The 25,336-nt window shown below is 62.2% G+C and carries 23 protein-coding genes; 7 read left to right on the top strand and 16 right to left on the bottom strand.

Annotated features, from left to right (window positions below; all coding sequences use genetic code 11):
* Positions 1-5: 5 nt before the first annotated feature.
* The 3 genes from ligA to sciP all read right to left on the bottom strand — a co-directional run bounded on the left by ligA (position 6) and on the right by sciP (position 3,392).
* Positions 6-2,255 carry an NAD-dependent DNA ligase LigA gene (gene ligA, locus JI744_RS04460; protein ID WP_202658490.1) on the bottom strand — a complete coding sequence of 750 codons (2,250 nt, stop codon included), beginning with the start codon at positions 2,253-2,255 and terminating at the stop codon, positions 6-8.
* Positions 2,256-2,312: 57 nt separating this feature from the next.
* Positions 2,313-3,020, bottom strand: coding sequence for a response regulator transcription factor CtrA (ctrA, locus tag JI744_RS04455; protein ID WP_202658489.1), 708 nt, complete (start codon positions 3,018-3,020; stop codon positions 2,313-2,315).
* Positions 3,021-3,113: 93 nt separating this feature from the next.
* A complete protein-coding gene (sciP, locus tag JI744_RS04450) occupies positions 3,114-3,392 on the bottom strand; it encodes a CtrA inhibitor SciP (RefSeq protein ID WP_202658488.1) in 279 nt (92 codons plus the stop codon).
* 116 nt (positions 3,393-3,508) lie between these two features.
* Between sciP and mnmA the strand changes: the two genes are divergently transcribed.
* Positions 3,509-4,645: a tRNA 2-thiouridine(34) synthase MnmA gene (gene mnmA / locus JI744_RS04445; protein WP_202658487.1), complete on the top strand. Its 1,137-nt coding sequence runs from the start codon at positions 3,509-3,511 to the stop codon at positions 4,643-4,645.
* 26 nt (positions 4,646-4,671) lie between these two features.
* On the opposite strand, the gene lpxB is transcribed toward mnmA, so the two are convergent.
* The 13 genes from lpxB to pyrH form a co-directional block, all read right to left on the bottom strand.
* Positions 4,672-5,793: a lipid-A-disaccharide synthase gene (gene lpxB / locus JI744_RS04440; RefSeq protein ID WP_202658778.1), complete on the bottom strand. Its 1,122-nt coding sequence runs from the start codon at positions 5,791-5,793 to the stop codon at positions 4,672-4,674.
* Positions 5,790-6,584, bottom strand: a complete 795-nt coding sequence (locus tag JI744_RS04435) for an LpxI family protein (RefSeq protein ID WP_202658486.1) — start codon at positions 6,582-6,584, stop codon at positions 5,790-5,792. The genes lpxB and JI744_RS04435 overlap by 4 nt, the downstream gene beginning before the upstream one ends.
* On the bottom strand, positions 6,581-7,378 hold the full coding sequence (gene lpxA / locus JI744_RS04430; RefSeq protein WP_202658485.1) for an acyl-ACP--UDP-N-acetylglucosamine O-acyltransferase: 798 nt from the start codon (positions 7,376-7,378) through the stop codon (positions 6,581-6,583). Before lpxA ends, JI744_RS04435 begins: the two co-directional genes overlap by 4 nt.
* Positions 7,375-7,851: a 3-hydroxyacyl-ACP dehydratase FabZ gene (fabZ, locus tag JI744_RS04425; RefSeq protein ID WP_202658484.1), complete on the bottom strand. Its 477-nt coding sequence runs from the start codon at positions 7,849-7,851 to the stop codon at positions 7,375-7,377. Before fabZ ends, lpxA begins: the two co-directional genes overlap by 4 nt.
* Positions 7,852-7,935: 84 nt before the next feature.
* Positions 7,936-8,499, bottom strand: coding sequence for an OmpH family outer membrane protein (locus JI744_RS04420; protein ID WP_202658483.1), 564 nt, complete (start codon positions 8,497-8,499; stop codon positions 7,936-7,938).
* Between the two features lie 44 nt (positions 8,500-8,543).
* Positions 8,544-10,877, bottom strand: coding sequence for an outer membrane protein assembly factor BamA (bamA, locus tag JI744_RS04415; protein WP_202658482.1), 2,334 nt, complete (start codon positions 10,875-10,877; stop codon positions 8,544-8,546).
* A 140-nt stretch (positions 10,878-11,017) separates the two neighbouring features.
* Positions 11,018-11,155 (bottom strand): hypothetical protein, encoded by a 138-nt coding sequence (locus JI744_RS04410; RefSeq protein ID WP_202658481.1) that lies wholly within the window; start codon positions 11,153-11,155, stop codon positions 11,018-11,020.
* 76 nt (positions 11,156-11,231) lie between these two features.
* Entirely contained in the window at positions 11,232-12,563 is a 1,332-nt protein-coding gene (gene rseP / locus JI744_RS04405; RefSeq protein ID WP_328756852.1) for an RIP metalloprotease RseP, read from the bottom strand.
* 3 nt (positions 12,564-12,566) lie between these two features.
* A complete protein-coding gene (gene dxr / locus JI744_RS04400) occupies positions 12,567-13,748 on the bottom strand; it encodes a 1-deoxy-D-xylulose-5-phosphate reductoisomerase (protein ID WP_202658480.1) in 1,182 nt (393 codons plus the stop codon).
* A 2-nt stretch (positions 13,749-13,750) separates the two neighbouring features.
* Positions 13,751-14,551, bottom strand: a complete 801-nt coding sequence (locus tag JI744_RS04395) for a phosphatidate cytidylyltransferase (RefSeq protein WP_202658479.1) — start codon at positions 14,549-14,551, stop codon at positions 13,751-13,753.
* Complete coding sequence (gene uppS / locus JI744_RS04390) at positions 14,551-15,276, bottom strand: polyprenyl diphosphate synthase (RefSeq protein ID WP_236019249.1); 726 nt, start codon at positions 15,274-15,276, stop codon at positions 14,551-14,553. Before uppS ends, JI744_RS04395 begins: the two co-directional genes overlap by 1 nt.
* Before the next feature lie 91 nt (positions 15,277-15,367).
* Positions 15,368-15,937: a ribosome recycling factor gene (gene frr, locus JI744_RS04385; RefSeq protein WP_202658477.1), complete on the bottom strand. Its 570-nt coding sequence runs from the start codon at positions 15,935-15,937 to the stop codon at positions 15,368-15,370.
* 127 nt (positions 15,938-16,064) lie between these two features.
* Entirely contained in the window at positions 16,065-16,799 is a 735-nt protein-coding gene (pyrH, locus tag JI744_RS04380; RefSeq protein ID WP_202658476.1) for a UMP kinase, read from the bottom strand.
* A 43-nt stretch (positions 16,800-16,842) separates the two neighbouring features.
* On the opposite strand from pyrH, the gene miaA reads away from it, so the two are divergent.
* From miaA to JI744_RS04350, 6 genes are all read left to right on the top strand, one after another.
* A complete protein-coding gene (gene miaA / locus JI744_RS04375) occupies positions 16,843-17,808 on the top strand; it encodes a tRNA (adenosine(37)-N6)-dimethylallyltransferase MiaA (RefSeq protein WP_407927498.1) in 966 nt (321 codons plus the stop codon).
* A 117-nt stretch (positions 17,809-17,925) separates the two neighbouring features.
* The gene (locus tag JI744_RS04370; RefSeq protein WP_236019248.1) at positions 17,926-18,801 is read left to right on the top strand and encodes an AraC family transcriptional regulator; all 876 of its coding nucleotides are present in this window, start codon (positions 17,926-17,928) and stop codon (positions 18,799-18,801) included.
* Between the two features lie 274 nt (positions 18,802-19,075).
* Entirely contained in the window at positions 19,076-20,710 is a 1,635-nt protein-coding gene (locus JI744_RS04365) for an ABC transporter substrate-binding protein (protein WP_236019247.1), read from the top strand.
* Positions 20,711-20,829: 119 nt separating this feature from the next.
* Positions 20,830-21,915: an ABC transporter permease gene (locus JI744_RS04360; RefSeq protein ID WP_202658475.1), complete on the top strand. Its 1,086-nt coding sequence runs from the start codon at positions 20,830-20,832 to the stop codon at positions 21,913-21,915.
* A 10-nt stretch (positions 21,916-21,925) separates the two neighbouring features.
* A complete protein-coding gene (locus tag JI744_RS04355; protein WP_202658474.1) occupies positions 21,926-23,089 on the top strand; it encodes an ABC transporter permease in 1,164 nt (387 codons plus the stop codon).
* Between the two features lie 96 nt (positions 23,090-23,185).
* Positions 23,186-25,279, top strand: coding sequence for a dipeptide ABC transporter ATP-binding protein (locus JI744_RS04350; RefSeq protein ID WP_202658473.1), 2,094 nt, complete (start codon positions 23,186-23,188; stop codon positions 25,277-25,279).
* The last annotated feature ends 57 nt before the right edge of the window (positions 25,280-25,336 follow it).

Genomic DNA, 25,336 nt, shown 5'->3' with positions numbered 1-25,336 from the left:
CCCGCTCACGTCAAACCGGCAAGGGCGATCCATGCGTCCTCGTCAATCACCTGAATGCCCAGCCGGGCGGCGTCTTTCGCCTTTGATCCCGCGCCCGGCCCGGCAATCAGAAGGTCGGTCTTGGCACTGACAGAGCCTGCAACCTTTGCCCCCATCGCCTCGGCACGCGCCTTGGCCTCGGCCCGCGTCATCTTTTCCAGGGTGCCGGTAAAGACCAGCGTCTTGCCCGCGACCGGGCTGCCTTCGGTCTGGCGGCGGGCGGCGGGCAGGATGGTCAGCATCGCGGCCAGCCGGTCAATCTCGGCCCGTTCATGGGCGTTGGCAAAGGCGTCGGACAATGACAGCGCCAGCACCGGGCCGATACCGTCAGTGGAAACCAGATCGGCCCATGCCGCTTGCGCCTCGGGCGGAACCTGTGCTGTGACGATGGCCGCGCTGCGCGCCTCGGACACCCGGGCGCGGCGCGCGGCGGTGCGGGCCGCCAGACGTTCAGTATCTTCGGCGGCATCGGCGGCGCGGTGCGCAAGAGCCGCAGGGCGGGCGGCATCCAGCGCCTCGGTCATCGCCTGCCAGTTGCCGTAATGTTGCGCCAGGTCCTGCGCCGCCGCCTCGCCCGCATGGCGGATGCCAAGGGCGAAAATCAGGCGATGCAGATCGATCCGCCGACGCGCGTCGATGGCGGCGAACAGCTTGGTGACCGAGGTTTCGCCAAAGCCATCGCGATTTTTCAGCTTTTTCAACGGGCTGTCGGCGTCGCGTTGCGCAAGGGTAAAGATGTCGGCGGGCGTTTTGACCGGCAGGTCCGCGTCATTGAAAAACATCTCGACCTGCTTGGCCCCCAGCCCCTCAATGTCAAACGCCCCCCGGCTGACGAAATGGCGCAAACGCTCAAAGCCTTGGGCCGGGCAGATCAGGCCGCCGGTGCAGCGGCGGATGGAATCGCCCTCTTCGCGGATCGCCGGGCTGCCGCATTCGGGGCAGGTTTCGGGGAAGGCATAGGGTGCAGAACCTTCGGGGCGTTTGGCCAGATCTACATCGGCCACCTTGGGGATCACGTCGCCCGCGCGGTACACCTGCACCCAATCGCCGATGCGAATATCCTTGCCGTCGCGGATCGGGGCACCGCTGGAATCGCGGCCTGCGATGTAATCCTCGTTGTGCAGGGTCGCGTTTGACACGACAACGCCGCCCACCGTCACCGGCACCAACCGCGCCACCGGCGACAGCGCGCCAGTGCGGCCAACCTGAATGTCAATCGCCTCCAGCCGGGTCCAGGCAAGTTCGGCTGGGAATTTATGCGCCACCGCCCAACGGGGTGTGGTAGAGCGGAAACCAAGCCGCACCTGCAAGGCAAGATCGTTGACCTTGTACACCACGCCGTCGATGTCATAGCCCAAGGTGGCGCGCTGCGCCTCGATCTGCCGGTAATGCGCCAGCATTTGCGCCGGGCCATCGCACAGCACAGTCAGCGGGTTGGTCTGAAACCCCAAGGCGTGCAGCCGGGCAATCGCGTCAAACTGGGTTGCGGCCAGCGGTTCGGACAAGGCACCCCAAGCATAGGCGAAAAACCGCAGCGGGCGGCTGGCGGTGATGCTGGCATCAAGCTGTCGCAATGACCCGGCGGCGGCATTGCGCGGGTTGGCAAAAGGCTTTTCCCCCTTTGCCGCCTGCCGGTCGTTCAGCGCGGCAAAATCGGCATGGGACATGTAAACTTCACCCCGCACCTCAAGCATCTCGGGTGCGGCGGTCAGGGTCTGGGGAATATCGGCGATGGTGCGGGCGTTGTCGGTGACATTCTCGCCCATCTCGCCATCACCGCGCGTCGCGGCCTGCACCAGCACGCCGTTTTCATAGCGCAAGGACAGGGACAGCCCGTCGATCTTGGGTTCTGCCGTGTACAGCAGCGCACCGCTGTAGCCAAGGTAACGCCGCACGCGGTCATCGAAATCCGCGACGTCGCCGTCCTCGAACGCATTTTCCAGCGACAGCATCGGCACCGAATGCGCAACTTTGCCGAACCCATCCGCCAGCGGTGCGCCCACCTGATCGCTGGGCGAATCGTTGCGCTTCAGATGCGGGAACCGCGCCTCGATCGCCGCGTTGCGCCGTTTCAGGGCATCGTAATCTGCGTCCGACAGGTCAGGCGCATCCAGCATGTGATAGGCGCGATTGGCCTCGGCGATCAGACCGGCAAGGCGCGCAAGATCGGCGCGCGCCTCAGCCTCGGTCAAGGACTCGACGGATGTGTCGGGCATCGCCCCCTCCCGGTTTTCCCCCGAACCTAGGGGGCACGGGCGGCAAGGGCAAGCGGATCAGGCAGAGGCGGCGATGCGGGCCTGCAACGGTGCCGGATCGCGCAACACATAGCCCCGCCCCCAGACCGTCTCGATATAATTTTGCCCGCCCGTCGCCTCTGCCAGCTTTTTGCGCAACTTGCAGATGAAGACATCGATGATTTTCAATTCAGGTTCATCCATGCCGCCGTAAAGGTGGTTAAGAAACATCTCTTTCGTCAGGGTTGTTCCCTTGCGCAAAGAAAGCAGCTCCAGCATCTGATATTCCTTGCCGGTCAGATGGACTGGCTTGCTGTCCACATCAACCGTCTTGGCATCAAGGTTCACATTCACGCTGCCGGTGCGGATCATCGACTGGCTATGGCCTTTTGATCGGCGCACAATGGCATGGATGCGGGCGACAAGCTCCTCCCGGTGGAAGGGTTTGGTCAGGTAATCATCGGCCCCGAACCCGAAGCCCTTGATTTTGCTATCGGTATCATCCATCCCGGACAGGATCAGGATCGGCGTTTCCACCTTGGCCAGTCGCAACTGGCGCAATACCTCATGCCCGGACATATCGGGCAGATTGAGATCCAACAGGATCAGATCGTAATCGTAAAGTTTTGCCAGATCGATGCCGTCTTCACCCATATCGGTGCAATAGACGTTCAGATTGGCATGGGTCAGCATCAATTCAATGCTGCGCGATGTTGTAGGATCATCCTCAACCAGCAGGATACGCATTCTAAAAAGCTCCGTCAGAGAACCGCTGTCGTTAACTTTGAGGGTCAATGGTTAATCAGCGGTTACTCTGTCAGAACGAAAGCAGAAAACAATCTAAAGTTGTCGGTATTTTTGCAGGCTGGTGACCCGCAGACCCTTTTCACCGAATTTCTCGACAGCCTGACGCCACAATGCAAATTCTTCTTGCGAAAGCTGATAGCGTTCAATGGCTTCGCTTTCGGACAGCAGGCCGTAGACCACCGCCCGCACCACAACAGCCTTGCGGCTGGCGACCCAGCGTCTGGTTTGCGGCGGTGGCAGGTCGGCACGGGTCAGGATGCTACCATCGGGCAGGGTCACCTGTCGCGGACCGTCAACACGTTTAAGATACATGGCACTCCCCTTTCCGTTCGGGGATGCTGCCGCATCGTCCTTAAGCAAGGGTGAAGCCGGGGGGTTGAGAGTAGTTCGGATTTTCCTATATTTCACAGGAAACCAAAGGTTCCCCCATGCTTGACGCCAAACTCAATTCTCTTGGGCTGCCCAAGGCCCCCGCCGATACCCGCGTTGTGGTGGCGATGTCGGGCGGAGTCGATTCCTCGGTCGTGGCGGCGATGCTGGCGGAAGAGGGCTATGACGTGGTGGGCGTCACCTTGCAGCTTTACGATCACGGTGCTGCGCTGGCGAAAAAGGGCGCCTGCTGCGCGGGGCGTGACATTCACGATGCGCGGCGCGTGGCAGAGACCATGGGCTTTCCGCATTATGTGCTGGATTATGAAAACACCTTTCGTGAAGCGGTGATCGAGGAATTCGCCGATGCCTATCTGGCGGGCGCAACGCCGGTGCCCTGTATCCGCTGCAACGAACGGGTAAAGTTCAAGGATCTGCTGGCAACGGCGAAAGATCTGAACGCCGATTGCATGGCGACGGGCCATTATATTCAGCGCAAGATGGGCGACGCGGGGGCAGAGCTGCATTCCGCTGCCGACCTGCGCCGCGACCAAAGCTATTTCCTGTTCTCGACCACACCCGAGCAATTGGATTACCTGCGATTTCCTTTGGGCCATCTGGGGTCCAAGGCCGAGACGCGGGCGCTGGCGGCTAAATACGGCCTGTCGGTGGCGGACAAGCCTGACAGCCAGGATATCTGCTTCGTGCCGAACGGCAATTATGCGGCGGTGATCGAAAAGCTGCGGCCCGAAGCGGCCGATCCGGGTGAGATTGTCGATCTTGCGGGCAATGTGCTGGGCCAGCATCGCGGCGTGATCCATTACACGATCGGGCAGCGCAAGGGCCTTGGCATCGGCGGGCTGGAAGAGCCGATCTATGTGGTAAAGCTGGACCCGGCGACACGGCAGGTGGTGGTGGGGCCAAAAGAGGCGCTGTCCACCCGCCTTGTGCCGGTGCGCGAGATCAACTGGCTGGGCGATGCGCCCCTTACAAGTCGTGCCGAATGGCATGTGAACGTAAAGGTGCGCTCCACCCGCCCGCCGCTGCCTGCCGTGATCCGGCCCCTTTCGGCAACCGAGGCAGAGGTGGAACTGTTCACGCCCGAAGATGGCGTCAGCCCTGGACAGGCTTGTGTGTTCTATGACCCCGACAGCAGCCGGATCTTTGGCGGCGGTTGGATCTGGAAGGGGCGGTAGGGCCAAAATCCTTCAAAGGATTTTGGTTACAACACCGACAGCACAGATTTCGCGGCGCGCAGGCCGGGCGGCTCGGCCCCCTGCCCCAACCGCTTCATCGTTACTTCCATCGCATGGGCTTGCGTCATGGGTTGGGCCAGAACATCCTCCAGCGCCGGAGCGATGCGGTCGGGGCGGCAATCCTTGCCCAGAAATTCCGGAATGATACGGGTTTCGGAAACCAGATTGACCAACGTCACCGTGTCGATCAGCGCCATGCGCCGCATCAGCCACATCGAAATCGGGCTCATGTCATAGGCAATCACCATCGGGCAGTGGTTCGCCGCCAATTCCAGGCTGACCGTGCCAGAGGCCGCCAGCGCCACATCGGCGGCGGCAAAGGCCACGCGCTTGCGGGTGGGGTCGATGATGATTTCGGGACGCACGAGCCAAGCGGCGGTCAGGTCGGCGACCAGATCGGCCACGCCGCGCACCGTGGGCAGGGCGACGCGCAGACCGGGGTGCGTGGTGACCAGCCGTGCCACCACCTGCCCGAACACCGGGGCAAGGCGCGTCACCTCTGACCGGCGGCTGCCGGGCAGCGCCAGCAACAGGGGGCCGGTGCCCTCGGCGTGCATGGCTGCGGCCTCTTCCCGCGCGGCCAAAGGTTCGGAGACCACCGGGTGGCCGACAAAATCGCAAGTCATCCCGGCGGCGGTCATATAGGGCGGCTCAAACGGCAACAGGGCCAACACATGGTCGATATACTGCGCCATCTTGGCGGCGCGGCCCGGCCTCCAGGCCCAGACCGAGGGGGCGACATAGTGGATGGTCCGCAGGCCCGGTTGCGCCGCCTTGACCAGTTTCGCCATGCGAAAGCTGAAATCTGGGCTGTCGATGGTGATGACGGCGGCAGGTTGGCAGGCCAGCGCGGCATGGGCGGCCTCGCCTATCCGGCGTTTCAGGTGGAAGTATTTCGGCAGTACCTCGGCAATGCCCATCACCGCCAGATCTTCCATCGGAAACAGGCTGGTCAGCCCTTCGGCCTGCATCAGCGGGCCGCCAATACCGTGAAACTCCACATCGGGGCGCAGGGACTTCAATCCCGCCATCAAGGCCGCCCCCAGCCGGTCGCCCGAAGGCTCGCCCGCCAGCAGAAACAGCCTCAGCGCGCCCACAGGAACAGGCCCTGTGCTGCGGCCTCTGCCTGCATTGCGGGCAGGTCAAGGCAAATCACCCCGCCGGCCTGCCAGCATATCCCGGCAAGGCCAGCGGCGGCGGCGTTGCGCACGGTCTGAACACCCAAAGCGGGCAGATCGATACGGCGGTCCTGTGCGGGCTTGGGCGCTTTGTAGAAGAGTCCCTTCGCAGGGCGCAGATCACGCGGCAGGCTGGCCACCTGCGCCAACATCGCATCGGTGCCGGGCAGCGCCTCGACCGCGAGGCAAAGGCCAGCCGCCACGACACAGCCCTGCCCGACATCCACCGAACCCAGTGCTGTCACGATGGCAGCGGCACGCTTGGCATCACGTTCATCGGCAGGCGTGACCGTGCCAGCCAACACCCCAGCACCGGGCACCAGATCAGCCGCAATGTCATCGACGCCCAACACCTCGATGCCACTTTCCTCAAAAATCGCAATGACTTCGCGCAAGGTGGCATCATCCCCCTGCTGCATCGCCCCCACCAGACGCGGCACCATCTGCGCGGTCATCGGGTCAAACAGGGCCGGGTCCAGACGCGGGCGCTGCACCGCCCCGGCAAAGGTGACGCGGGTGATGCCCTGATCCTGCAAGGCATCCAGAAACAGCGCCAGCCGTTCCACCCGGAACACCTGATCCGGCACCAGACCATCGGGCGTAAAGCCATCCAAAGCGCAGACCAACGGCCGTTCCGGCAGCGCCGCCACCAAGGCGGCGGGCAAACCACCCCGCCCGGCGATGATGGCCAGATTGCTCATTTCGGCGTCAGGAAACTGCGGTCCGTCTGCGACAGGATGAAATCGCACATCTCGCGGACATAGGCGCTGGTGGTTTCGTCTTGCAGGCGGCGGGCACGTTCCAGGAAAGACCCCTCACCCTGCGCCAGCATCTGATAGCCCGCGCGCATCGCAGTAATGTCGGCGCGCTCTACCCCGCGGCGCTTCAGACCCACCAGGTTCAGACCGTCCAACTCGCCCCGCGGTCCCTGAACCAATCCATAGGGCAGCACGTCATTCGTAACCATCGTCACCGCGCCGATGATCGCGCCACGACCCACACGCACCCATTGATGGATGCCCGACAGCCCGCCGATGATCACGTCATCGCCAATATGGCAATGGCCCGCGATGGCGACCTGATTGGCCATGATCACCCGGTTGCCAACCTGCGCATCGTGCCCCACATGCGCGCCCGTCATCATCAGCACATCATCGCCAACACGGGTGATGCCGCCGCCGCCCTCAGTTCCGGTGTTCAGCGTCGCACCTTCGCGGATGCGGCAGCGTGCGCCCACGATCAGCCGGGTGCGTTCGCCCTTGAACTTCAGATCCTGCGGCACCTCACCCACCGAGGCGAAGGGGAAAACCACCGTATCATCACCGATTTCGGTCCAGCCCGTCACCACGGCATGGGATTTCACCGTGACCCGCGCGCCCAACGTGACCTCGGCCCCGATGATGCAGAAGGGACCGATGTGGCACCCCTCACCGATCACCGCATCCTCTTCGACAACGGCCGCAGGGTGGATGAAGGCCGAAGGGTGCCAACTCATTTTGACCCGTCCTTGGGGACATCAAACATGGCCATGAATTCGGCCTCGCAGGCCAATTCGCCGTCAACCATGGCCTTGCCAGAGAATTTCCAAACCCGGCCACCGCCGCGCAGGGCGGTGACATGCAGTTCCAGCACATCGCCCGGCACCACCTTGCGGCGGAATTTCACGGCATCGACGCCCATAAAGAACACGTTGGCATTCTTGTCCACCAGATCCATCGTCAGACCGACAAGAATGCCCGATGTCTGCGCCATCGCCTCGATGATCATCACGCCGGGAAAGATCGGCATGCCGGGGAAGTGGCCCTGAAACTGCGGCTCGTTGAAGGTGATGTTCTTGATGCCGACGCAGGATTTGCCGACATGAATGTCGCGCACCTTATCGACCAGCAGGAACGGATAGCGATGCGGAATGATGCGCTGGATCAGCGCCAGATCGGCGGCGAGGGGCGCGGAGGTTGCGTCGGCCATGGTGTCTCCTCTTGGCGTTGCCCTCTTGCCGGGGCCTGACTTTCCCTAACAAGGCCGATTGCACGAGGCAAGCCACCCGTTGCCTCAGGGGCTGGTGTTCGGCTTTGGCGCGGGCGGGGTGGGTTGGGCCGGGGTCGTGCTGCCATCGCCCAAGGCGGTATCCAGCCGGGCAATCGCCTCTACCGTGATGTCCACATTAGCGACGCCAATCAGGATGGCCCGCTTGGACACGATGGCCAAGGCCCCGCGCTCTGCCATGACCTGGCCCAAAACCGGCACAGCCGCTTCGGAAAACCGCCGCCGCTGATCGTCAAACCGTTGGGTCAGCTCTTGCGATTTGGCGTCCTGCGCTTTGCGGATACCTTCTACCTTGGCGTTGAAGGCTTCGGACAGCGGGGCGAATTCAGCCTTGGTCAACTTTTGCCGTTGGCTGGTCAGGGCGCGTTCCTCGGCCTCAAGATCGGCTTCGATCTTGCGATTCTCGGCGATCAGCCCCGCCGCATCAGCATCGCGCGCGGCCAGAATCGCCTTGCCGAACCGCGATTCCGTGAACAGCCGCTCTTCATCCACGGTCAGGATCGGGCTGCGCAGCGGCGGCGGGTTGGACACGGTCTGCGCACCTGTCGTCAAAGCAGTCAGCCCCAGCAAGACTGCCAGGGCTGAACGAAGAAGGGCATTGCGAAAGCGCGCCATCAGAACTTGGTCGAAACCTGCAGGTCGAAAGTTTGTTCCTTGTCGTAGTCCTGCTTCGAAATCGCCTTGGCAAAATTGAAGCGCAGCGGGCCGATCGGGGTATCCCACAGCAGCGACAACCCGATGGACGACCGGATATGCATCGAATCGTCGATCGCGCCGCCTTGGGTGTTGTCGAGACCCCAGACCGAACCGACATCAAAGAATGCGCCGCCCTTGATTCCGTATTCAGTGGGCAGACCCAGCGGGAATTCGGCCTCGAAGCGGGCGACGGCAAAGAAATTGCCGCCAAGTGCATCTTGGTTCGTCGCGGTCAGATCGCGCGGACCAAGGCCGCTGCGGTCAAAGCCGCGAATCTTGCCAGAGCCGGTGTAACGGTCGGTGATCCGGGTGTCATAATCGCCGAAAGAGGTGATCATCCCACCTTCAAAAATCGCCCGCAGCGTAACCTCTTCCTTCAACACCTTGCGTTCGGCCAAGGCCTGCACGTTGGTCGAGACATAGCTCACCTCGCCGCCTGCGCCCGCAAAGTCCTGACCAAAGCGGAACACAAGGCCTGCGCCCGGCGTCAGGGTCTTGCCCCGGACGTCGTAAGAATAGGTATAGCCCAGCGAAGACCCGATTGGGCTGCCCACAGCCTCTTCGTCCTTCAGCACCTGCGACGAATCGGTATCGACGTTGTACACCCGGTCCTGGAACAGCGTGTAGCGCAGTTGCAGGCGGCTGTTTTCCGCCAGAGGAAACTCCAGCGAGGGCGAAACGCTCAACGCTTGAGTGCTATAGTTGGTTTCCGAATATTCCTGTGTGCGATAGTTCGCCGAGAAGCTGAACTTTACATCGCGGCCCAGGAAGGCGGGTTCAGTAAAGGTGATCCCGGAATCGATGTTGTCGGTTGCCGAGCCGATCGACAGGTTCAACCCCTGCCCGCGCCCAAGGAAGTTGGTTTCCGACAGCGAAATCGTCACGCCAAAGCCCGCGCTGGCGCCATAGCTGGCCCCAAAGGTCAGCGAGCCGGTCGGTTGCTCTTCCACATCGACATTCAGCACGACCTGATCGGGGCTGGTGCCGGGTGCCGCATCAACATTGGCATTCTTGAAGAACCCCAAGGCGCGGATACGTTCTGCCGCCTGCTTGATTTCACGTGGGTTGAAGGGGTCTCCTTCAACCGTCTTGAACTGACGGCGGATCACCTGATCCAGCGTCGTGGTGTTGCCTTCGATGTCGATCCGCTCGACGAAAATCCGCTCGCCCCGCGTTACGACGAACTGCACATCCAACGTGCCATCGGCGTCGTTGCGGGTGATGCGCGGATCAACACGGATGAAGTTCAGACCCTTTTTCAGCGCCAGATCTTCCATACGGGTCACGTTCGCCTCGATCACCGATGGCGAATAGGTCACGCCCGGACGCAAACGCATCGCACGCTGAAAATCTGCGGCATCCACCCCCTCGACCGCCGAGGCGACCGAAACCTTGCCAACATTGAAGCTGCGGCCTTCACGGATGGTATAGGTCACGAAACCGGCGTTGCGTTCGCGGCTCAGATCGCCGGTCGCGTCCAGCACCTGCACATCGACATAGCCGCGCGACAGGTAGAAATCTTTCAGAAGCTGCTTGTCCACTTCCAGCTTTTCGGGAACGAACGTGTCGCTTTGAATCAAGCCATGCAGGATGCCTGCCTGCTTGGTTTGCAGGATCTGGCGCAGACGACGGTCGCTGAAATCGCGGTTGCCGACAAAGTTGAGCCGCTCAACCTCGGTGACTTTACCTTCCTTGATCTCGAACACCAGATCGACGCGATTGTCAGACCGGCGGATGATCTTGGGCTCTACCGCTGCATTCAGGCGGCCCTTGACGCGGTACATCTCGGAAATCGTGGCGGCGTCCTGCTCGGCTTGGGCGGGCGAATAGACATAGCGCGATTTCGACTGGACGATGCTGGAAAGCTGTTCGTCTTTGATGCGCTTGTTGCCTTCAAAATCCACCACGTTGACCATGGGATATTCTTTGACAACCACCTTCAGCGTGCTGCCCTGCGGCACCAGTTCGACCGATTCAAACAGGCCAGAGTTCACCACGCGCTGATAGGCGTCGTTCAACTCTCCCGAGGAAACCGCGCCACCCTTGCCGATTCCCAGATACGAGATGATCGTGGCGGCATCGACCCGGCTGTTGCCTTCAACCGAGACATTGGAAAAGCTGTAGGCCTGCGCATGGGCCATGTTGAAAACCGGCGCGCAAATCGCTGTGCCGGAAAGCAGAATTGCCACCAATGCGGGGCGAAGGATTGCCCGGTTGCGCGGTTGCCCCGTTTGTTTCGCAGCAATGCCCATAAGTTGACCCCGGCCTTACAAAATCCTGTGTCCCTGACTAGCCGGAACTACAAGGCTTGTCAAAAGGCAGAGGCCGCAGAACGCGGCCCCGGTGCATCATTATGAATTATTCTGTGGATAATCCGCCGCAGTTGCGGCTGTCACATGCCCAACAGGGCAGAGCCGAGGAAGCCCCCTGCCAAGAGGCCCACGACAATGGTGCCCAGCGTGAAGATCACATCCCAGTTCAGGCGAACCAGCAGCGAAAGCCCACGATAGCCTTCCATGACCGTTTGCATAGCATCCTCCGTCAGTACGCCCGTCATCGCGCGCATTCCACAGGATTAAAGAAAAATTGTGGCACCAATTTGGCACCTAACACGACAGGTCGTTGGTCAGCGCAAAAGCCATGAACGACAGCACCACCGCCAGCCCTACCGTCATCAACAACCCCAGAATGCGCGCAGAAGGGGCGCGGCCCGTCAGCGCCTCATACACATGAAAGACCAGATGGCCACCGTCCAGCACCGGAATCGGGAACAGGTTGATCAACCCGATTCCCAAGGACAGCGTGGCCAGAATCGACAGGAAATCCATCGGACCGGACCGCGCGGCATCTCCCAAAACCTCGGCCATGCCGATGGGGCCAGAAATATTGCAGCGCGAGATTGCGCCGGTGACAACATGCCACAGGCCCGACAGCGAGGATTTCGCCACCAGCCAGCCTTGCTGTGCTGCCAGTTTCACCGATTCCAGCGCCCCCGCGTGCCGCAGCTCCGGCTCGATCATCAGGCCGCCCGACAGGCCCAAAAGCCAGCGGGTCTCAAATCCGCCGTTGGCCAGCGGCATGTCGCGCCGCTCTGGTGTCAGTGACAGGTTAATCTGCTTGCCTTCGCGCCAGATCGTCAGATCAACCGGCTTGCCGCCCGATCCGCCGACCGTCTCGCGCAACTGATCAAAGGTGTAAACCGGCTGCCCGCCCGCTTGCAGCACCACGTCGCCCGCCTGTATCCCCGCTTTCATTGCCGCAGATGTCGGCTGCACGCCCTTGACCAAGGGCGGCATCGGATGCGGGCCGTGCACATCCACGGTCTGGCCCGCGCGTTCTACCTGATAGGTGACGGCGGGGGCTGCGGGCAACTTGTCGGCCACCGCTGCCAAAGCCTCCAGATCAGGGGTGGGCTGACCGGCGATTGAAAGAATACGGTCTCCGACCAAAAGGCTTGGTCCGTCAAAAGGATAGGCAGGCAGCTTGCCGATGGTCGGGTTGCCAGTGGCAATCCCCTGCCACTGGATCATGCCGACAAAGACCGCCAGCGCCAGAATGAAGTTGAAGATCGGCCCCGCCGCAACCGTGGCCGCGCGTGCCCACAGGGGGGCGCCGTGCATGGTGTGCCGCCGCTCTTCCGCCGACAGGCCCGCCATGGCGCCCGCATCCTGCCCCGCCGCAGCGTTGCTGTCGCCCAGAAACTTCACATAGCCGCCAAGCGGAACCGCCGCCAGTTGCCATTGGGTGCCGCGCTTGTCGCGGCGCTTGAACAGCACGGGGCCAAAGCCCAGACTGAACACCTCAGCATGAATGCCGGACCAGCGGCCGATGATGTAATGGCCGTATTCATGGACCGCGACGATGATCCCCAGCGCAATCACAAAAAACGCGACGGTCCAGCTTAGTCCGCCCACACGCGAAAGAATGTCACTCAGCACCCGTCAGCCCCCTGCCCGTCCTGTCGCCAGCTCTGTGGCGTGTCGTCTTGCGAGTTGGTCCATCGCCAGCACATCCTCAAGACCGCTCGCGGCATTTGCAAGGCACGTTTCCGACACAAGCCTGTCAAGCGTATCCTCGACCACCGCTGCCATGTCCATGAAACCAAGCCGGTTTTCCAAAAACCAGTCCAGCGCGATTTCCTTGGCGGCGTTAAAGGCCGCCCCGGCCAACCCGCGCGTCGCCATCACCTCGCGCGCCAGACGCAAGGCCGGATAGCGCGCCGGGTCCAGCTCACGGAAGGTCAGCTTGCCCAGCCGCGCAAGGTCCAGCCGCGCCACCGGCAGCGCGGCGCGCGCGGGCCAGTTCAGCGCATAACCGATCGGGTGGCGCATGTCGGGCGCGCCCAGATGGGCCATGACCGCCCCGTCGCGGAACCCCACCATGGAATGGATGATGGATTCGGGGTGCAGGATCACCTCGATCTGGTCGGGATCGACGCCAAAGAACTCTCGCGTCTCTATCACCTCCAGCGCCTTGTTGAACATCGAGGCCGAATCGATGGTGATCCGCCGCCCCATCGCCCAGTTGGGGTGGGCCAGCGCCTCTTCCACCGTGGCATGGGCCAGCCGGTCCAGCGGCCAGTCGCGCAACGCCCCGCCCGAGGCGGTAAGGATGATGCGTTCAACCGCCGAAATATCCTCACCGACCAGCGCCTGAAAGATCGCCGAATGTTCGCTGTCCACCGGCAGAATGGTGGCCTTGTGGCGGGCGGCGGTTGCCATCAGCAATTGCCCGGCGGTGACAAGGCTTTCCTTGTTGGCAAGGGCCAGCGTCGCCCCCTGCTCCAGCGCGCGCATTCCCGGCACCAGACCGGCAGCACCGACGATCCCGCTCATCACCCAATCGGCGGGGCGGCTGGCGGCTTCGGCAATCGCCTGCGGCCCGGCGGCAACGGCGATGCCAGTGCCCGCAAGACGGTCGGCCAGATCGGGCAGGCAGGCGTCATGCGCGGTTACCGCGATTTCGGCCCGCAGCGCGATGGCCATTTCGGCCAGCCGGGCGGTGTTCTGCCCCCCGGTCAAGGCAATGGTGTGGAACGCCTCTGGCCCGCCCTGCCGCATCAGCAGATCAAACGTGCTTTCGCCAACCGATCCGGTGGCACCAAAGACCGAGATGCGCCGCACCCCTAGCCCCCAAAGCCCACTGGCAACTGGATGATCCGGCCAAGAACCATCACCGCAACCATCGCACCGGTCAGCGCATCGAACCTGTCCATCACGCCGCCATGGCCGGGGATCAGGTGGGACGAATCCTTCACGCCCGCGCGCCGCTTGATCCAGCTTTCGGCGATGTCGCCCATTTGCCCGGCAAAGGCGACGATGGGCGACAGGATGATCAAGAGCGGCTCGCCCCGCCCCATGGCCACGAACAAGACCCCGACCCCCAGCGCACCGATCCAGCCCGCAACGGTGCCCGACCAGGTTTTCTTGGGGCTGATCGCGGGCCAGAATTTCGGCCCACCGACGATGCGACCCACGAAATAGCCCATCACATCGCTTGCGATGACAACGCCGATCAGCCACAGGATCGCCTCGGTTCCCGCCTCGTCGCGCAGAACGAACAATCCGTGCCCGGCCACCAGAATAGCCGCCGCAAGGACCGATGTCGCGACGGGCTGAATGCGCGGTGTCACGGCAATTGCGCCGATCACAAAGGGAAACACCCACCAGGAAGGTACCGAGGGCCAGCCCTCATCAAACAGAATTGCCAGCGCGGCCAGACAAGCAATGGCAATGGCCACCCGTCCGCCCTGCGGCTTGCCGGTCATTGCCGCAAGTTCCCAGATCATCAGCGAAATCAGCGCACCGACCAGCACCAGAAACGGCCAGCCGCCCAAGACAATCTCGACCACGCCGACGGCAATCATCACCGCCGCCGAAATCAGGCGCGGCTTCAGATCAGCCCAGCGGTCGGCGGCACCTGCCATCAGGCCAGCACCCCGCCATACCGCCGTTCCCGATTGCCAAAGCGTGCAACGATAAGGCCCAACTCTTCCGGCGTGAAATCGGGCCACAAGGTTTCGGTGAATTCATATTCCGCATAGGCAGCCTGCCAGGGCAGGAAGTTGGAGGTCCGCGTCTCGCCGCTGGTGCGGATCACGAGATCCGGGTCGGGAATATCAGCCGTATCAAGGTGTTGAGAGATCGTTTCGGCCGTGATCTTGGCCGGGTCCATCAGCCCAGCAGCCACAGCGCAGGCAATGTCGCGCGCGGCGCGGGCAATTTCATCCCGGCCACCATAGTTGATCGCCACGGTCAGGTTCAGCCGCGTGTAAGGCGCCGTGCGCGCCTCGATCCCGGCCATCAGCTTTTGCAGCTTCGGGTCCAGCCGCGACCGGTCGCCGATAAAGCGCATCCGCACGGATTCGGCCGCCAGCCGATCCGCCTCACGCTCGATATAGCGCGCAAAGATTGCCATCAGACCAAGGACTTCCTCGGTCGAGCGTTTCCAGTTTTCGGTCGAAAAGGCATAAAGCGTCAGCCAGCGAATACCCATATCAGGTGCCGCACGGACGATTTCCTTGACCCGTTCGGCCCCTTTGCGGTGCCCGACCAGACGCGGCCAGCCGCGCCCAGTTGCCCAGCGGCCATTGCCATCCATGATGATGGCCACATGCTCGACCGGCCCCGAAGACGTTGCGTCTGTTGTCATGCCTGTGCCCGCCATGTGCCGGTCGCCATCCCATGGGACAGCATCGCCACAACCAGTTGACAGAGTGTTGCCGGGGGCCGCGTCACGGGCGTCAGACCTGCATGATCTCTTGCTGTTTGGCTTCCAGCGCCTTGTCGATGGCGACGATCAGGGCGTCGGTCATCTCTTGCACCTCGTCCTGCCACATCTTCTGGTCATCCTCGCCCATGCCGGCGGCTTTGGCCTTCTTGATCTGGTCCATCCCGTCGCGGCGGACGTTGCGCACGGCGACCTTGGCGCTTTCGGCATAACCGGCGGCGACCTTGGACAGTTCCTTGCGGCGCTGTTCGTTCAATTCCGGGATCGGCAGGCGGATCAAGGGGCCATCGGTCACCGGATTGATGCCCAGACCGGATTCGCGGATCGCCTTTTCCACCTTGTTGATCATGCCCTTGTCCCAGACGTTGATCACCACCATCCGCGGCTCTGGCACGTTCACCGTGCCAAGCTGGTTGATGGGGGTCATCGTGCCATAGGCATCAACGTGGATCGGGTCCAGCATCTGGGCCGAGGCGCGTCCGGTGCGCAGGCTGGCGAATTCGGTTTTCAATGCGCTCATCGCGCCATCCATCCGGCGCTGCAACGCGTCGGTGTCGATGTCCAGATCGTTGTCGTTCGACATGGGGTCCTCTGGTCTTTTGCGGGCGGCGGGCGGGGCCTGTCACCGTGATTTGCCGTTCTATAGGGGAAATGTCGGCACAGGTATAGCGGTTGGCTGCGCCTTTGCGTGCAGGCCTTGCGCAGACAGATCAGCCAGAGACGCGGGTGTAAGTGCCCTGCCCGGCCAGAATGCCCCGGAAGCCGCCCGGTTCATCCAGCGAAAAGACGATGATCGGCAGGCTGTTGTCGCGCGCAAGCGCAATGGCCGAGGCATCCATCACCCCCAGATGTTTCGCCAGACATTCGTCATAGCTAACGGTTTCATAGCGCTTGGCATCGGGGAATTTCTTGGGGTCTTTGTCATAAACCCCATCAACCTTGGTGCCCTTGAAAATCGCCTGACAGGCCATTTCATTGGCGCGCAGGGTCGCAGCGGTATCGGTGGTGAAATAGGGGTTGCCGGTGCCGGCGGCAAAAATGCAGACCCGTTTCTTTTCAAGATGGCGCACGGCGCGGCGGCGAATGTAGGGCTCGCAGACCTGATCCATCGGAATGGCGCTGATCACACGGGTAAAGACACCTATCCCTTCCAGTGCGGATTGCATGGCAAGGGCGTTCATCACCGTGGCAAGCATCCCCATGTAATCGGCGGTGGTCCGCTCCATCCCTTGGGCAGACCCGGCAAGTCCGCGAAAAATGTTGCCGCCGCCGATCACCAGACAGATCTCGACCCCCAGATCATGGACCGATTTGATCTCTTGCGCGATGCGGGCAACGGTGGGCGGATGGAGGCCAAAGCCCTGATCGCCCATCAGCGCCTCGCCAGAGATCTTCAGCATCACGCGGCTGTATTTGACCCCCGACCCGGTGGTGGAATTCGACATGGGCGCCCCCGCATTTCGTTTTGGAATTTGACTGTGGCGCAAAATGTCGCAAAACGGCGGCGGGTTCAACCTGTCACAAACGACAGAGCGGGGGTTTCACACCCCCGCACCCCCGTGGGATATTTATGAACAGATGATAAGCAGCGTTCTGAACAATATTTCCCGCGAGGCGCCGGTTCTGCTGGCGGGGCCGACGGCTTCGGGCAAGTCGGCGCTGGCGATGGATCTTGCGGCGCGCGACGGGCGGGTGATCGTGAATGCCGATGCACTGCAGGTTTATGCCAACTGGCGAATTCTGACGGCGCGGCCTTCTGTTGAGGAGGAAGCAGCGCTGCCGCATGTGCTTTATGGTCATGTGGCGCGGGATCAGGCCTATTCGGTGGGCGAATGGCTGCGGCAGGTGGCGCCGCTTTTGGCCCGGCCGGTGGTGATTGTCGGGGGAACCGGCCTTTATTTCCGGGCGCTGACCGAGGGGCTGGCTGAAATTCCGCCAGTACCTGCCAGCATTCGGGCGGAGGGCGACGCACTTTTTGCGGCGGGCGGGGTGGCGGCCCTGCTGGCGGGGGTGGACGGGCGCACCGCGGCGCGGATTGACCGGGCCAACGGGGCGCGGGTGCAGCGCGCCTGGGAGGTGCTGCGCGCCACCGGGCGCGGGCTGGCCGATTGGCAAGACGAGACGCCGCCTCCCTTGCTGGCGCTGGGCCAATGCGACCCTTGGGTTATTCGCCCCAAGGTGGAGTGGCTGGACGATCGAATCGCGCGCAGGTTCCATGCGATGATAGAGGCCGGAGCGCTGGCAGAAGTGCAGGCAGAGCTGCCGTTCTGGAACCCGGCGCACGCTTCGGCCAAGGCCATCGGCGCGCCAGAGCTGATTTCCTATCTGCAAGGGGAATCAACACTTTCCGAGGCGACCTTCGCCTCGATCCTGGCCAGCCGCCAATATGCCAAACGCCAGCGCACCTGGTTCCGTACCCGGATGCGCGACTGGCGTGAAATTGCGCTTCCGTGAACTGCCCACAGAGTTATCCACAGATTTGATCCACAACTGTGGACAAGATGCGGCGGCGAGGAAGTTTTCGCTTGGGTTGGCTGTGGCTGCGGGGTTATCTGGGGCCCAAGAACAAGAATGCAGGCCCCCGCAATGTCCTCACCCCAATCGCTGCCGCAAAAGCTGACCACGATGTCGCCGCAAGACCCGACGCAGATGCGCCTGATGGCCATCTCGCGGTTGGCGGCTGGCGGGCGTTGGCGGGTGGAGGCGATGCGCAGCCTGTCCGAAGGCTGCCTTTTGTGGTTCACCAAGGGTCAGGGCCGGATCACCGTGGCGGGCCAGACACGGGGCTACACCGCGCATAATGCGATCTACATCCCGCCGGGTGTGATGCACGGGTTCGAGGTTGGGCCGCAGGTTTTCGGCACGGCGGTATTTTTCGGACGCGGTTGCCCGGTTACACTGCCAGAGCGCGCCCTGCACCTGCGCATCCGCGAGGTGCATGCCCAGCAAGAGGTGAACGTGACGCTGGACATGATCCAGCGCGAGCTGGACAGCGACACCCCCGGCCATGACCGCGCCGCCCAGCACCATCTGGGCCTGCTGGGCGTCTGGCTGGAGCGGCAGGCGGCCAAGGGCGCCGCCGAGGCTGTACAGCCCGACGCCGCGCGCCGTCTGGTCGCGCGCTATACCGCGCTGATGGAGACCGAGTTTCGCAAGGGCAAGGGCGTGGGCGAGATTGCGGCCATGCTGGGTGTGACAGCCACCCACCTGACGCGCTGTTGCCGCTTGGCTTGCGCGCGGTCGGCGATTGACCTGCTGCAAGACCGCCGGATCTTTGAGGCGCGTCGCCTTTTGGCCGAAACCGATACGCCCGTCGGCCATATCGGGGCCAGCCTTGGCTTTGCCTCGGCGGCCTATTTTGCGCGGGCCTTTCAGCATCTGACCGGCCTGTCGCCTTCGGCATTCCGTCGTACACAAGACGCCCCTGCGACGAATCGTCCGAACTGACGGAAACCCCCAAGAAATTTCCTTTGCCGTGCTGGCCGCAGCGATTGCGGCCACAGCCTTCGCATTTGTGAGTTTCCGCCGTGATGATGTCGCTAATCGCACATCAGACAGCGAATCCGGGCGTTGACGCTAACACGAAAACCGTGCCGAATATCGCGTATGGTGCGCCTGTCGGGCAAGCTGACGAAGAACCGCCGTGGGGTCGGTTTTTGGGTCGAACGACGGGGCACTTAGAAAAATTAAAACCGGGCAACGCCCCGACAGGGAGACGACAATGAAGGACATGATCACGGATGACGTGCTGCATCCGGCCGCACAGATGTATGTCGAGGAAGTTCGCGCCGGTAAGTTGAGCCGCCGTGAATTCCTGACCCGCACCACTGCGCTGGGCGTCTCGGCGGCGGCGGCCTATGGCCTTCTGGGCCTGTCGGCTCCGGTCAAGGCACAAGAAGCCAAAGTGGGTGGCGTGGTGCGTTGCGCCATGGAAGTAAAGGCTCAGAAAGACCCGCGCACGGCCGATTGGCCGCAGATTGCCAACATCTATCGTGGCTGGCTGGAATACCTGATCCAGTACAACGCCGATGCCACTTTCGAAGGCCGTCTGCTGGAAAGCTGGGAAGCCAATGCCGACGCCACCGAATACACCCTCAAGGTGCGTCAGGGCGTCAAGTGGAACAACGGCGACGCCTTCAACGCCGATGACGTGGTGCGTATGTTCACCCGCTGGTGCGACGGCTCGGTCGAAGGCAACGCCATGGCGTCGCGCTTCCCCGGTCTGGTCGATGCCGAGAAGAAAACCGTGCGCGACGGGGCTGTCACCAAGGTTGACGACTATACCGTGCAACTGAAGATGACCCAGTCTGACATCGCCGTGGTGCCGAATCTGGCCGACTATCCGGCTGCGGTGGTGCATTCGTCGCTGGCCGACGGGTCGGACCCTTCGACCAATGCCATCGGCACCGGCCCCTATGTGCCGAAAGAGGTCATCGCCGGTCAGCGCGCCATTCTGGTGCGTGCGCCGAACCACACCTGGTGGGGCGGCACCGCACCGCTGGACGAAATCCACTATGTGGACTTCGGCACCGACCCCTCGACCATGGTCAGCCTTGCTGCCTCGGACGAGATCGACTGCAACTATGAAACCACCGGCGACCAGATCAGCCAGCTTGACGATATCGGCTGGCAAAAGCTGGAGGCGGTGACCGCTTCGACCATCGTGGTGCGGATGAACTCTGCCAACGGCGATCTGTATAAGGAAAAGTCGGTTCGTCAGGCGATTCAGAAGGCGGTTGACCCCAAGGTCGTGCTGGAACTGGGGTATAACAACCTGGGCACCACGGCAGAAAACCACCATGCCTGCCCGATCCACCCGGAGTATGCCAAGATCCCGGCGCAAACCATTGATCCGGCAGGGCTGAAGCCCGCGCTGGAAGCGGCGGGCCTGGCGGATGCCGAGTTGGAAATCATCTCGCTGGATGACGGGTTCGAAGCCTCGACCACCGATGCGGTTGCTTCGCAGCTTCGCGATGCGGGCGCCAAGATCAAGCGCACCGTGATGCCGGGCTCTACCTTCTGGAACGATTGGCAGAAGTATCCGTTCTCCTCGACCACCTGGAACCACCGCCCGCTGGCGGTGCAGAACATGTCGCTGGCCTATACCTCGACGGGTTCGTGGAATGAGACCGGCATGGCCAATGCCGATTTCGACGCGGCAATGACCAAAGCGCTGTCCCTGGACAATGCCGATGCGCGGCGCGAAGTGATGGTGACGCTGGAGACGATCTTGCAGGACGAAGGCTATATCATTCAGCCTTACTGGCGGTCGCTGTTCCGTCACGCCAAGGAAGGCGTGAAGGTGGAAATGCACCCGTCCTTCGAACATCACCACTACAAATGGTCGATCGCCTGATCTGACCTGACAGAGGGGGCGCCCGCACCTTTTCGGGCGCCCCTTTTTCACTCTTCTGCACCGTGGTCGGCCTTGCCTTGACCGCGCAATTTTGGCCATTCCGCGAAAGTAGGTCTGCCATGTTTCCCTTTGTCCTGCGCCGGTTGGGTCTGATGCTGTTGACAGCCTTTGTGCTGACCTTCGCAGTGTTCTGCCTGACCAACCTGCAACCAAACCTCGAAAAACTTGCCCGCAGCGAAGGCTCGGTCAGAATGAGCGATGATGCCATCGCAAGCTGGATCGTGAACAACGGTCATGGCGGCCCGATGCTGAAGCGCTATGGCGAATGGCTGGGTGTGGTGCCGGGCTGGGTGCGCACCGATGACAAGGGGGTCACGCGGGGCCGCTGCATCGTAGATGGGTCCGATCCGGCGCAGGCGGCAACCTATTGCGGGATCCTGCAAGGCAACTGGGGTTATTCCACCTTTGCCAAGGTGCCGGTCACCACGGTTCTGGGCCGCTCGCTTGGCCATACCGGCTGGCTGATGCTGGCGGTGATGGTGGTGATGGTGCCGACCGCGCTGCTTTTGGGCGTTCTGTCGGGGATGCGGGAAGGGACGCGGCTTGACCGCATCCTCTCGACACTGGCCATCGTGACGACGGCGACCCCCGAATATGTGTCTGGCGTGATCTTTGTGGCGCTGTTCGCCTCGGCCACGGTCGGCATCTCGCCGCATCTGCATGACTGGGGCTGGATCACCGAAAAGACGCTGTTTCAGGGCACCGCCACATCGGCGATGGATGATATCACCTGGCGCAACTTTACCCTGCCAGTGATGACCATTGCGCTTTACGGCATCGGGTATATCGCCCGGATGACCCGCGCCTCGATGACCGAGGTGATGACGCAACAGTACATCCGTACCGCGCGCCTGAAAGGCGTCAGCTTCCGCCAGGTGGTGATGAAGCACGCGCTGCGCAACGCGCTGATCGCGCCCTTTACAGTGATCATGCTGCAATTCCCCTGGCTGTTGAACGGCGTGGTGATTGTGGAAACCCTGTTCAATTACAAGGGCTTCGGCTGGACACTGGTTCAGGCCGCAGGCAACAACGACATCAACCTGCTGCTGGCCTGTTCGGTCGTGGCGGTCTTCGTGGTTCTGGTGACGCAGCTCATTTCCGATGTGGGCTATGTCTTCCTGAACCCCCGCATCCGCCTGGCGTAAGGACAAGATCATGGACGCACTTTCCTGGGGCTCGATCTTTGCCCATTCCGTTGCGCGGTTCTGGCCGGTCTGGATCGCGATGGTTGCCACCTTCCTTCTGTCGGTCCGCTACAAGCGGCACCTCGGCCTTTACGGCAAACTGTATGACAGTCCGGTCGGCATGGTCGGCTTTGGCATCGTGCTGTTCTGGATCTTCACCGCGATCTTTGCCAATGCGATCATCACCCACGACCCGCTCAAGGTTCTGTCGGGCATGAAGAACGCCCTGCCCGGCAGCCCGGCCAAGGGCGTTCCGCCCGAGGCCTATCAATATTACCTTCTGGGCGGCGACAACGGCGCCCGCGACGTCTTTAGCCGCATGGTGATGGGCGCGCGCGAGGTGCTGGTGATTGCACCGGCGGCAACGCTGTTCGCCTTCATGGTGGGCATCACCCTTGGCCTGCCTGCCGGTTACTTCGGTGGGCGCCTGGATACGGTGTTGTCCTTCATCGCCAACCTCGTGCTGGCCTTCCCGGTGATCCTGCTGTTCTACCTGCTGGTGACACCAGAGATCGTCCAGACCGGCATTCCTACCTATCTGGCGGCCGTGCTGTTCCTGTTCCCGATCCTGTTCGTGGTGGTGCTCTTCAACAGCCGCTATTTCATGGTGCCCGCGCGCCGGAACCTTTACGTCGGTATCGTGCTGGTCATCGGCTTCTGGGCCTATATCGGCCTGGCCTTCGACAAAGACCCGCTGGGCGTCTGGCACATGGACCCGAACCTGCTGAACGTCTTCGTCTCGGTGGTGTTCGTCAACTCGCCCGGCGTGTTCCGCATCGTGCGGGGCATGGTGATGGACATCAAGGCACGCGATTATGTGGCGGCGGGCCAGACCCGTGGTGAAGGCCCATGGTACATCATGCTGTGGGAGATTTTGCCCAACGCGCGCGGCCCGCTGATCGTCGATAGCTGCCTGCGGATCGGCTACACCACCATCCTTCTGGGCACCTTGGGCTTCTTCGGCCTTGGCGTCAGCCCAGAAAGCCCCGACTGGGGTTCGACCATCGATGATGGCCGCAAGCTGTTGAACCTGTTCCCGCATCCCGCCCTCGTTCCCGCGCTGGCGCTGATGAGCCTGGTCCTTGGCCTGAACCTTCTGGCCGATGGCTTGCGCGAAGAAAGCCTGCGCGACTGATGCGCCCCCGCATCCCATCATCTGTCCATAAATATCCCACGGGGGTCCGGGGGTGTGAAACCCCCGGTCCCGACGCCAGCCAGAACGAGGCACGCCATGTCTGACAAGATCACCGACTGGGATCCTTCAACCCCGATCCTCCAGATCGACAACCTTTCAATCAGCTTTTTCACGCGGATGCGCGAAATTCCCGCAGTGATGGATTTTTCCTGCACCGTGCGGGCCGGCGAGGCGATGGGCCTTGTCGGCGAAAGCGGCTGCGGCAAATCCACCGTGGCGCTGGCCGTCATGCGCGATCTGGGCAAGAACGGCCGCATCACCGGGGGCCGCATCCTGTTCAAGGGCCGCGACCTGACCACGATGAGCGATGAAGAGCTGCGCCACATCCGCGGCAGCGAAATCGCCATGATCTATCAGGAACCGATGGCCTCGCTGAACCCGGCGATGAAAATCGGTGCGCAATTGGCAGAAGTGCCGATGATCCACGAAGGCATGGGGCGCGACGCCGCGTGGAAGCTGGCGCGCCAGATCGTGGCCGATGTGCGCCTGCCCGACCCCGACCGCATCCTTGGCAGCTATCCGCACCAGCTTTCGGGTGGTCAGCAACAGCGCATCGTCATTGCGATGGCGCTGATGTCAAAGCCCGCCCTGCTGATTCTGGACGAACCCACCACCGCGCTGGACGTGACGGTCGAGGCGGGGATCGTCGATCTGGTCAAGGATCTGGGCGAGAAATACGGCACTTCGATGCTGTTCATCAGCCACAACCTTGGGCTGGTGATGGATGTCTGCGACCGCATCTGCGTGATGTATTCCGGTGAGGCGGTGGAAACCGGCAACGTCACCGAAGTGTTCGACAAGATGCGCCATCCCTATACGCAGGCGCTGTTCCGTTCCATCCCGCTGCCGGGGGCCGACAAGAATTCCCGCCCGCTGATTTCCATTCCCGGCAACTTTCCCTTGCCGCATGAACGCCCGCCGGGCTGCAATTTTGGCCCGCGCTGCGATTACTTTGAAAAGGGCCGCTGCGATGCCGCCGACATTCCGATGTCTGCGGTACCCGACAGCGACCGCCACGGCTCTCGCTGTCTGAAATGGGCCGAGATCGACTGGACCGCACCACCCGCTGCCCGCGTTGCCAAGGTCAAGACGCCGATTGGCAAGGTTGTTCTGAAGATGGACGATCTGAAAAAGTATTACTCGGTGTCTTCCGGTGCCTTTGGCGGCGGCAGCAAAAAGGTGGTCAAGGCCAACGAAACGCTAAGCTTCGAGGCGCATGAAGGCGAAACGCTGGCCATCGTGGGCGAGAGCGGCTGCGGCAAGTCCACCTTTGCCAAGGTGCTGATGGGGCTGGAAACCGCGACCTCCGGCTCGATCATGCTGTTTGACGAGAATGTGCAGTCAACGCCCATTCAAAAGCGCAACACCGATACCGTCAGCCGGGTGCAGATGGTGTTCCAGAACCCGTTCGACACGCTGAACCCGTCGATGAACGTGGGCCGTCAGATCATACGCGCGCTGGAGATTTTCAAGTTCGGCAATTCGGATCAAGACCGTCACAACCGGATGCTGGAACTGCTGGATCTGGTCAAACTGCCGCGCGCCTTTGCCGAACGGATGCCACGGCAATTGTCGGGCGGGCAAAAGCAGCGGGTGGGCATCGCTCGGGCCTTTGCCGGTGGTGCCAAGGTGGTGGTGGCGGATGAACCCGTTTCGGCCTTGGACGTGTCGGTACAGGCCGCCGTCACCGATCTGTTGATGGACATTCAGCGCGAGAACAAGACGACGCTTCTGTTCATTTCCCACGATCTTTCCATCGTGCGTTACCTGTCGGATCGGGTGCTGGTGATGTATCTGGGCCATGTGGTGGAAACCGGTACGACCGATCAGGTCTTTGCCCCGCCCTATCACCCCTATACCGAGGCACTGTTGTCGGCCGTTCCCATCGCCGACACCCATATCACGCGCAAGCGGATCGTGCTGGAAGGGGATATTCCCTCGGCGCTGAACCCGCCACCCGGCTGCCCGTTCCAGACGCGCTGCCGCTGGAAATCGCAGGTTCCGGGGGGGTTGTGTGACCGTGAGATGCCGCCGATGCGCGATATTGGCGGCGGCCATCAGATCAAATGCCACCTGTCGGCAGAGATTCTGGAAAAGATGGAACCCGTGATCAAGATCGCGGCTGAATAAACTGGACCCCTGAAAAGGCCTCATAAAACCGGCCCGCAAGATGCGCAAACCCGTGCA

Source organism: Fuscibacter oryzae (genome assembly GCF_016765795.1).
Classification (GTDB): domain Bacteria; phylum Pseudomonadota; class Alphaproteobacteria; order Rhodobacterales; family Rhodobacteraceae; genus Fuscibacter; species Fuscibacter oryzae.
This window is presented reverse-complemented; position numbering and strand designations above follow the sequence as displayed.

What these genes read in the sequence shown, in the direction of transcription:
- ligA (WP_202658490.1), bottom strand. Translation starts at nt 2,255, where the DNA reads ATGCCCGACACATCCGTCGAGTCCTTGACCGAGGCTGAGGCGCGCGCC.
- ctrA (WP_202658489.1), bottom strand. Translation starts at nt 3,020, where the DNA reads ATGCGTATCCTGCTGGTTGAGGATGATCCTACAACATCGCGCAGCATT.
- sciP (WP_202658488.1), bottom strand. Translation starts at nt 3,392, where the DNA reads ATGTATCTTAAACGTGTTGACGGTCCGCGACAGGTGACCCTGCCCGAT.
- mnmA (WP_202658487.1), top strand. Translation starts at nt 3,509, where the DNA reads ATGCTTGACGCCAAACTCAATTCTCTTGGGCTGCCCAAGGCCCCCGCC.
- JI744_RS04435 (WP_202658486.1), bottom strand. Translation starts at nt 6,584, where the DNA reads ATGAGCAATCTGGCCATCATCGCCGGGCGGGGTGGTTTGCCCGCCGCC.
- lpxA (WP_202658485.1), bottom strand. Translation starts at nt 7,378, where the DNA reads ATGAGTTGGCACCCTTCGGCCTTCATCCACCCTGCGGCCGTTGTCGAA.
- fabZ (WP_202658484.1), bottom strand. Translation starts at nt 7,851, where the DNA reads ATGGCCGACGCAACCTCCGCGCCCCTCGCCGCCGATCTGGCGCTGATC.
- bamA (WP_202658482.1), bottom strand. Translation starts at nt 10,877, where the DNA reads ATGGGCATTGCTGCGAAACAAACGGGGCAACCGCGCAACCGGGCAATC.
- JI744_RS04410 (WP_202658481.1), bottom strand. Translation starts at nt 11,155, where the DNA reads ATGCAAACGGTCATGGAAGGCTATCGTGGGCTTTCGCTGCTGGTTCGC.
- JI744_RS04395 (WP_202658479.1), bottom strand. Translation starts at nt 14,551, where the DNA reads ATGGCAGGTGCCGCCGACCGCTGGGCTGATCTGAAGCCGCGCCTGATT.
- uppS (WP_236019249.1), bottom strand. Translation starts at nt 15,276, where the DNA reads ATGACAACAGACGCAACGTCTTCGGGGCCGGTCGAGCATGTGGCCATC.
- frr (WP_202658477.1), bottom strand. Translation starts at nt 15,937, where the DNA reads ATGTCGAACGACAACGATCTGGACATCGACACCGACGCGTTGCAGCGC.
- pyrH (WP_202658476.1), bottom strand. Translation starts at nt 16,799, where the DNA reads ATGTCGAATTCCACCACCGGGTCGGGGGTCAAATACAGCCGCGTGATG.
- miaA (WP_407927498.1), top strand. Translation starts at nt 16,843, where the DNA reads ATGTCGCAAAACGGCGGCGGGTTCAACCTGTCACAAACGACAGAGCGG.
- JI744_RS04370 (WP_236019248.1), top strand. Translation starts at nt 17,926, where the DNA reads ATGCAGGCCCCCGCAATGTCCTCACCCCAATCGCTGCCGCAAAAGCTG.
- JI744_RS04365 (WP_236019247.1), top strand. Translation starts at nt 19,076, where the DNA reads ATGAAGGACATGATCACGGATGACGTGCTGCATCCGGCCGCACAGATG.
- JI744_RS04360 (WP_202658475.1), top strand. Translation starts at nt 20,830, where the DNA reads ATGTTTCCCTTTGTCCTGCGCCGGTTGGGTCTGATGCTGTTGACAGCC.
- JI744_RS04355 (WP_202658474.1), top strand. Translation starts at nt 21,926, where the DNA reads ATGGACGCACTTTCCTGGGGCTCGATCTTTGCCCATTCCGTTGCGCGG.
- JI744_RS04350 (WP_202658473.1), top strand. Translation starts at nt 23,186, where the DNA reads ATGTCTGACAAGATCACCGACTGGGATCCTTCAACCCCGATCCTCCAG.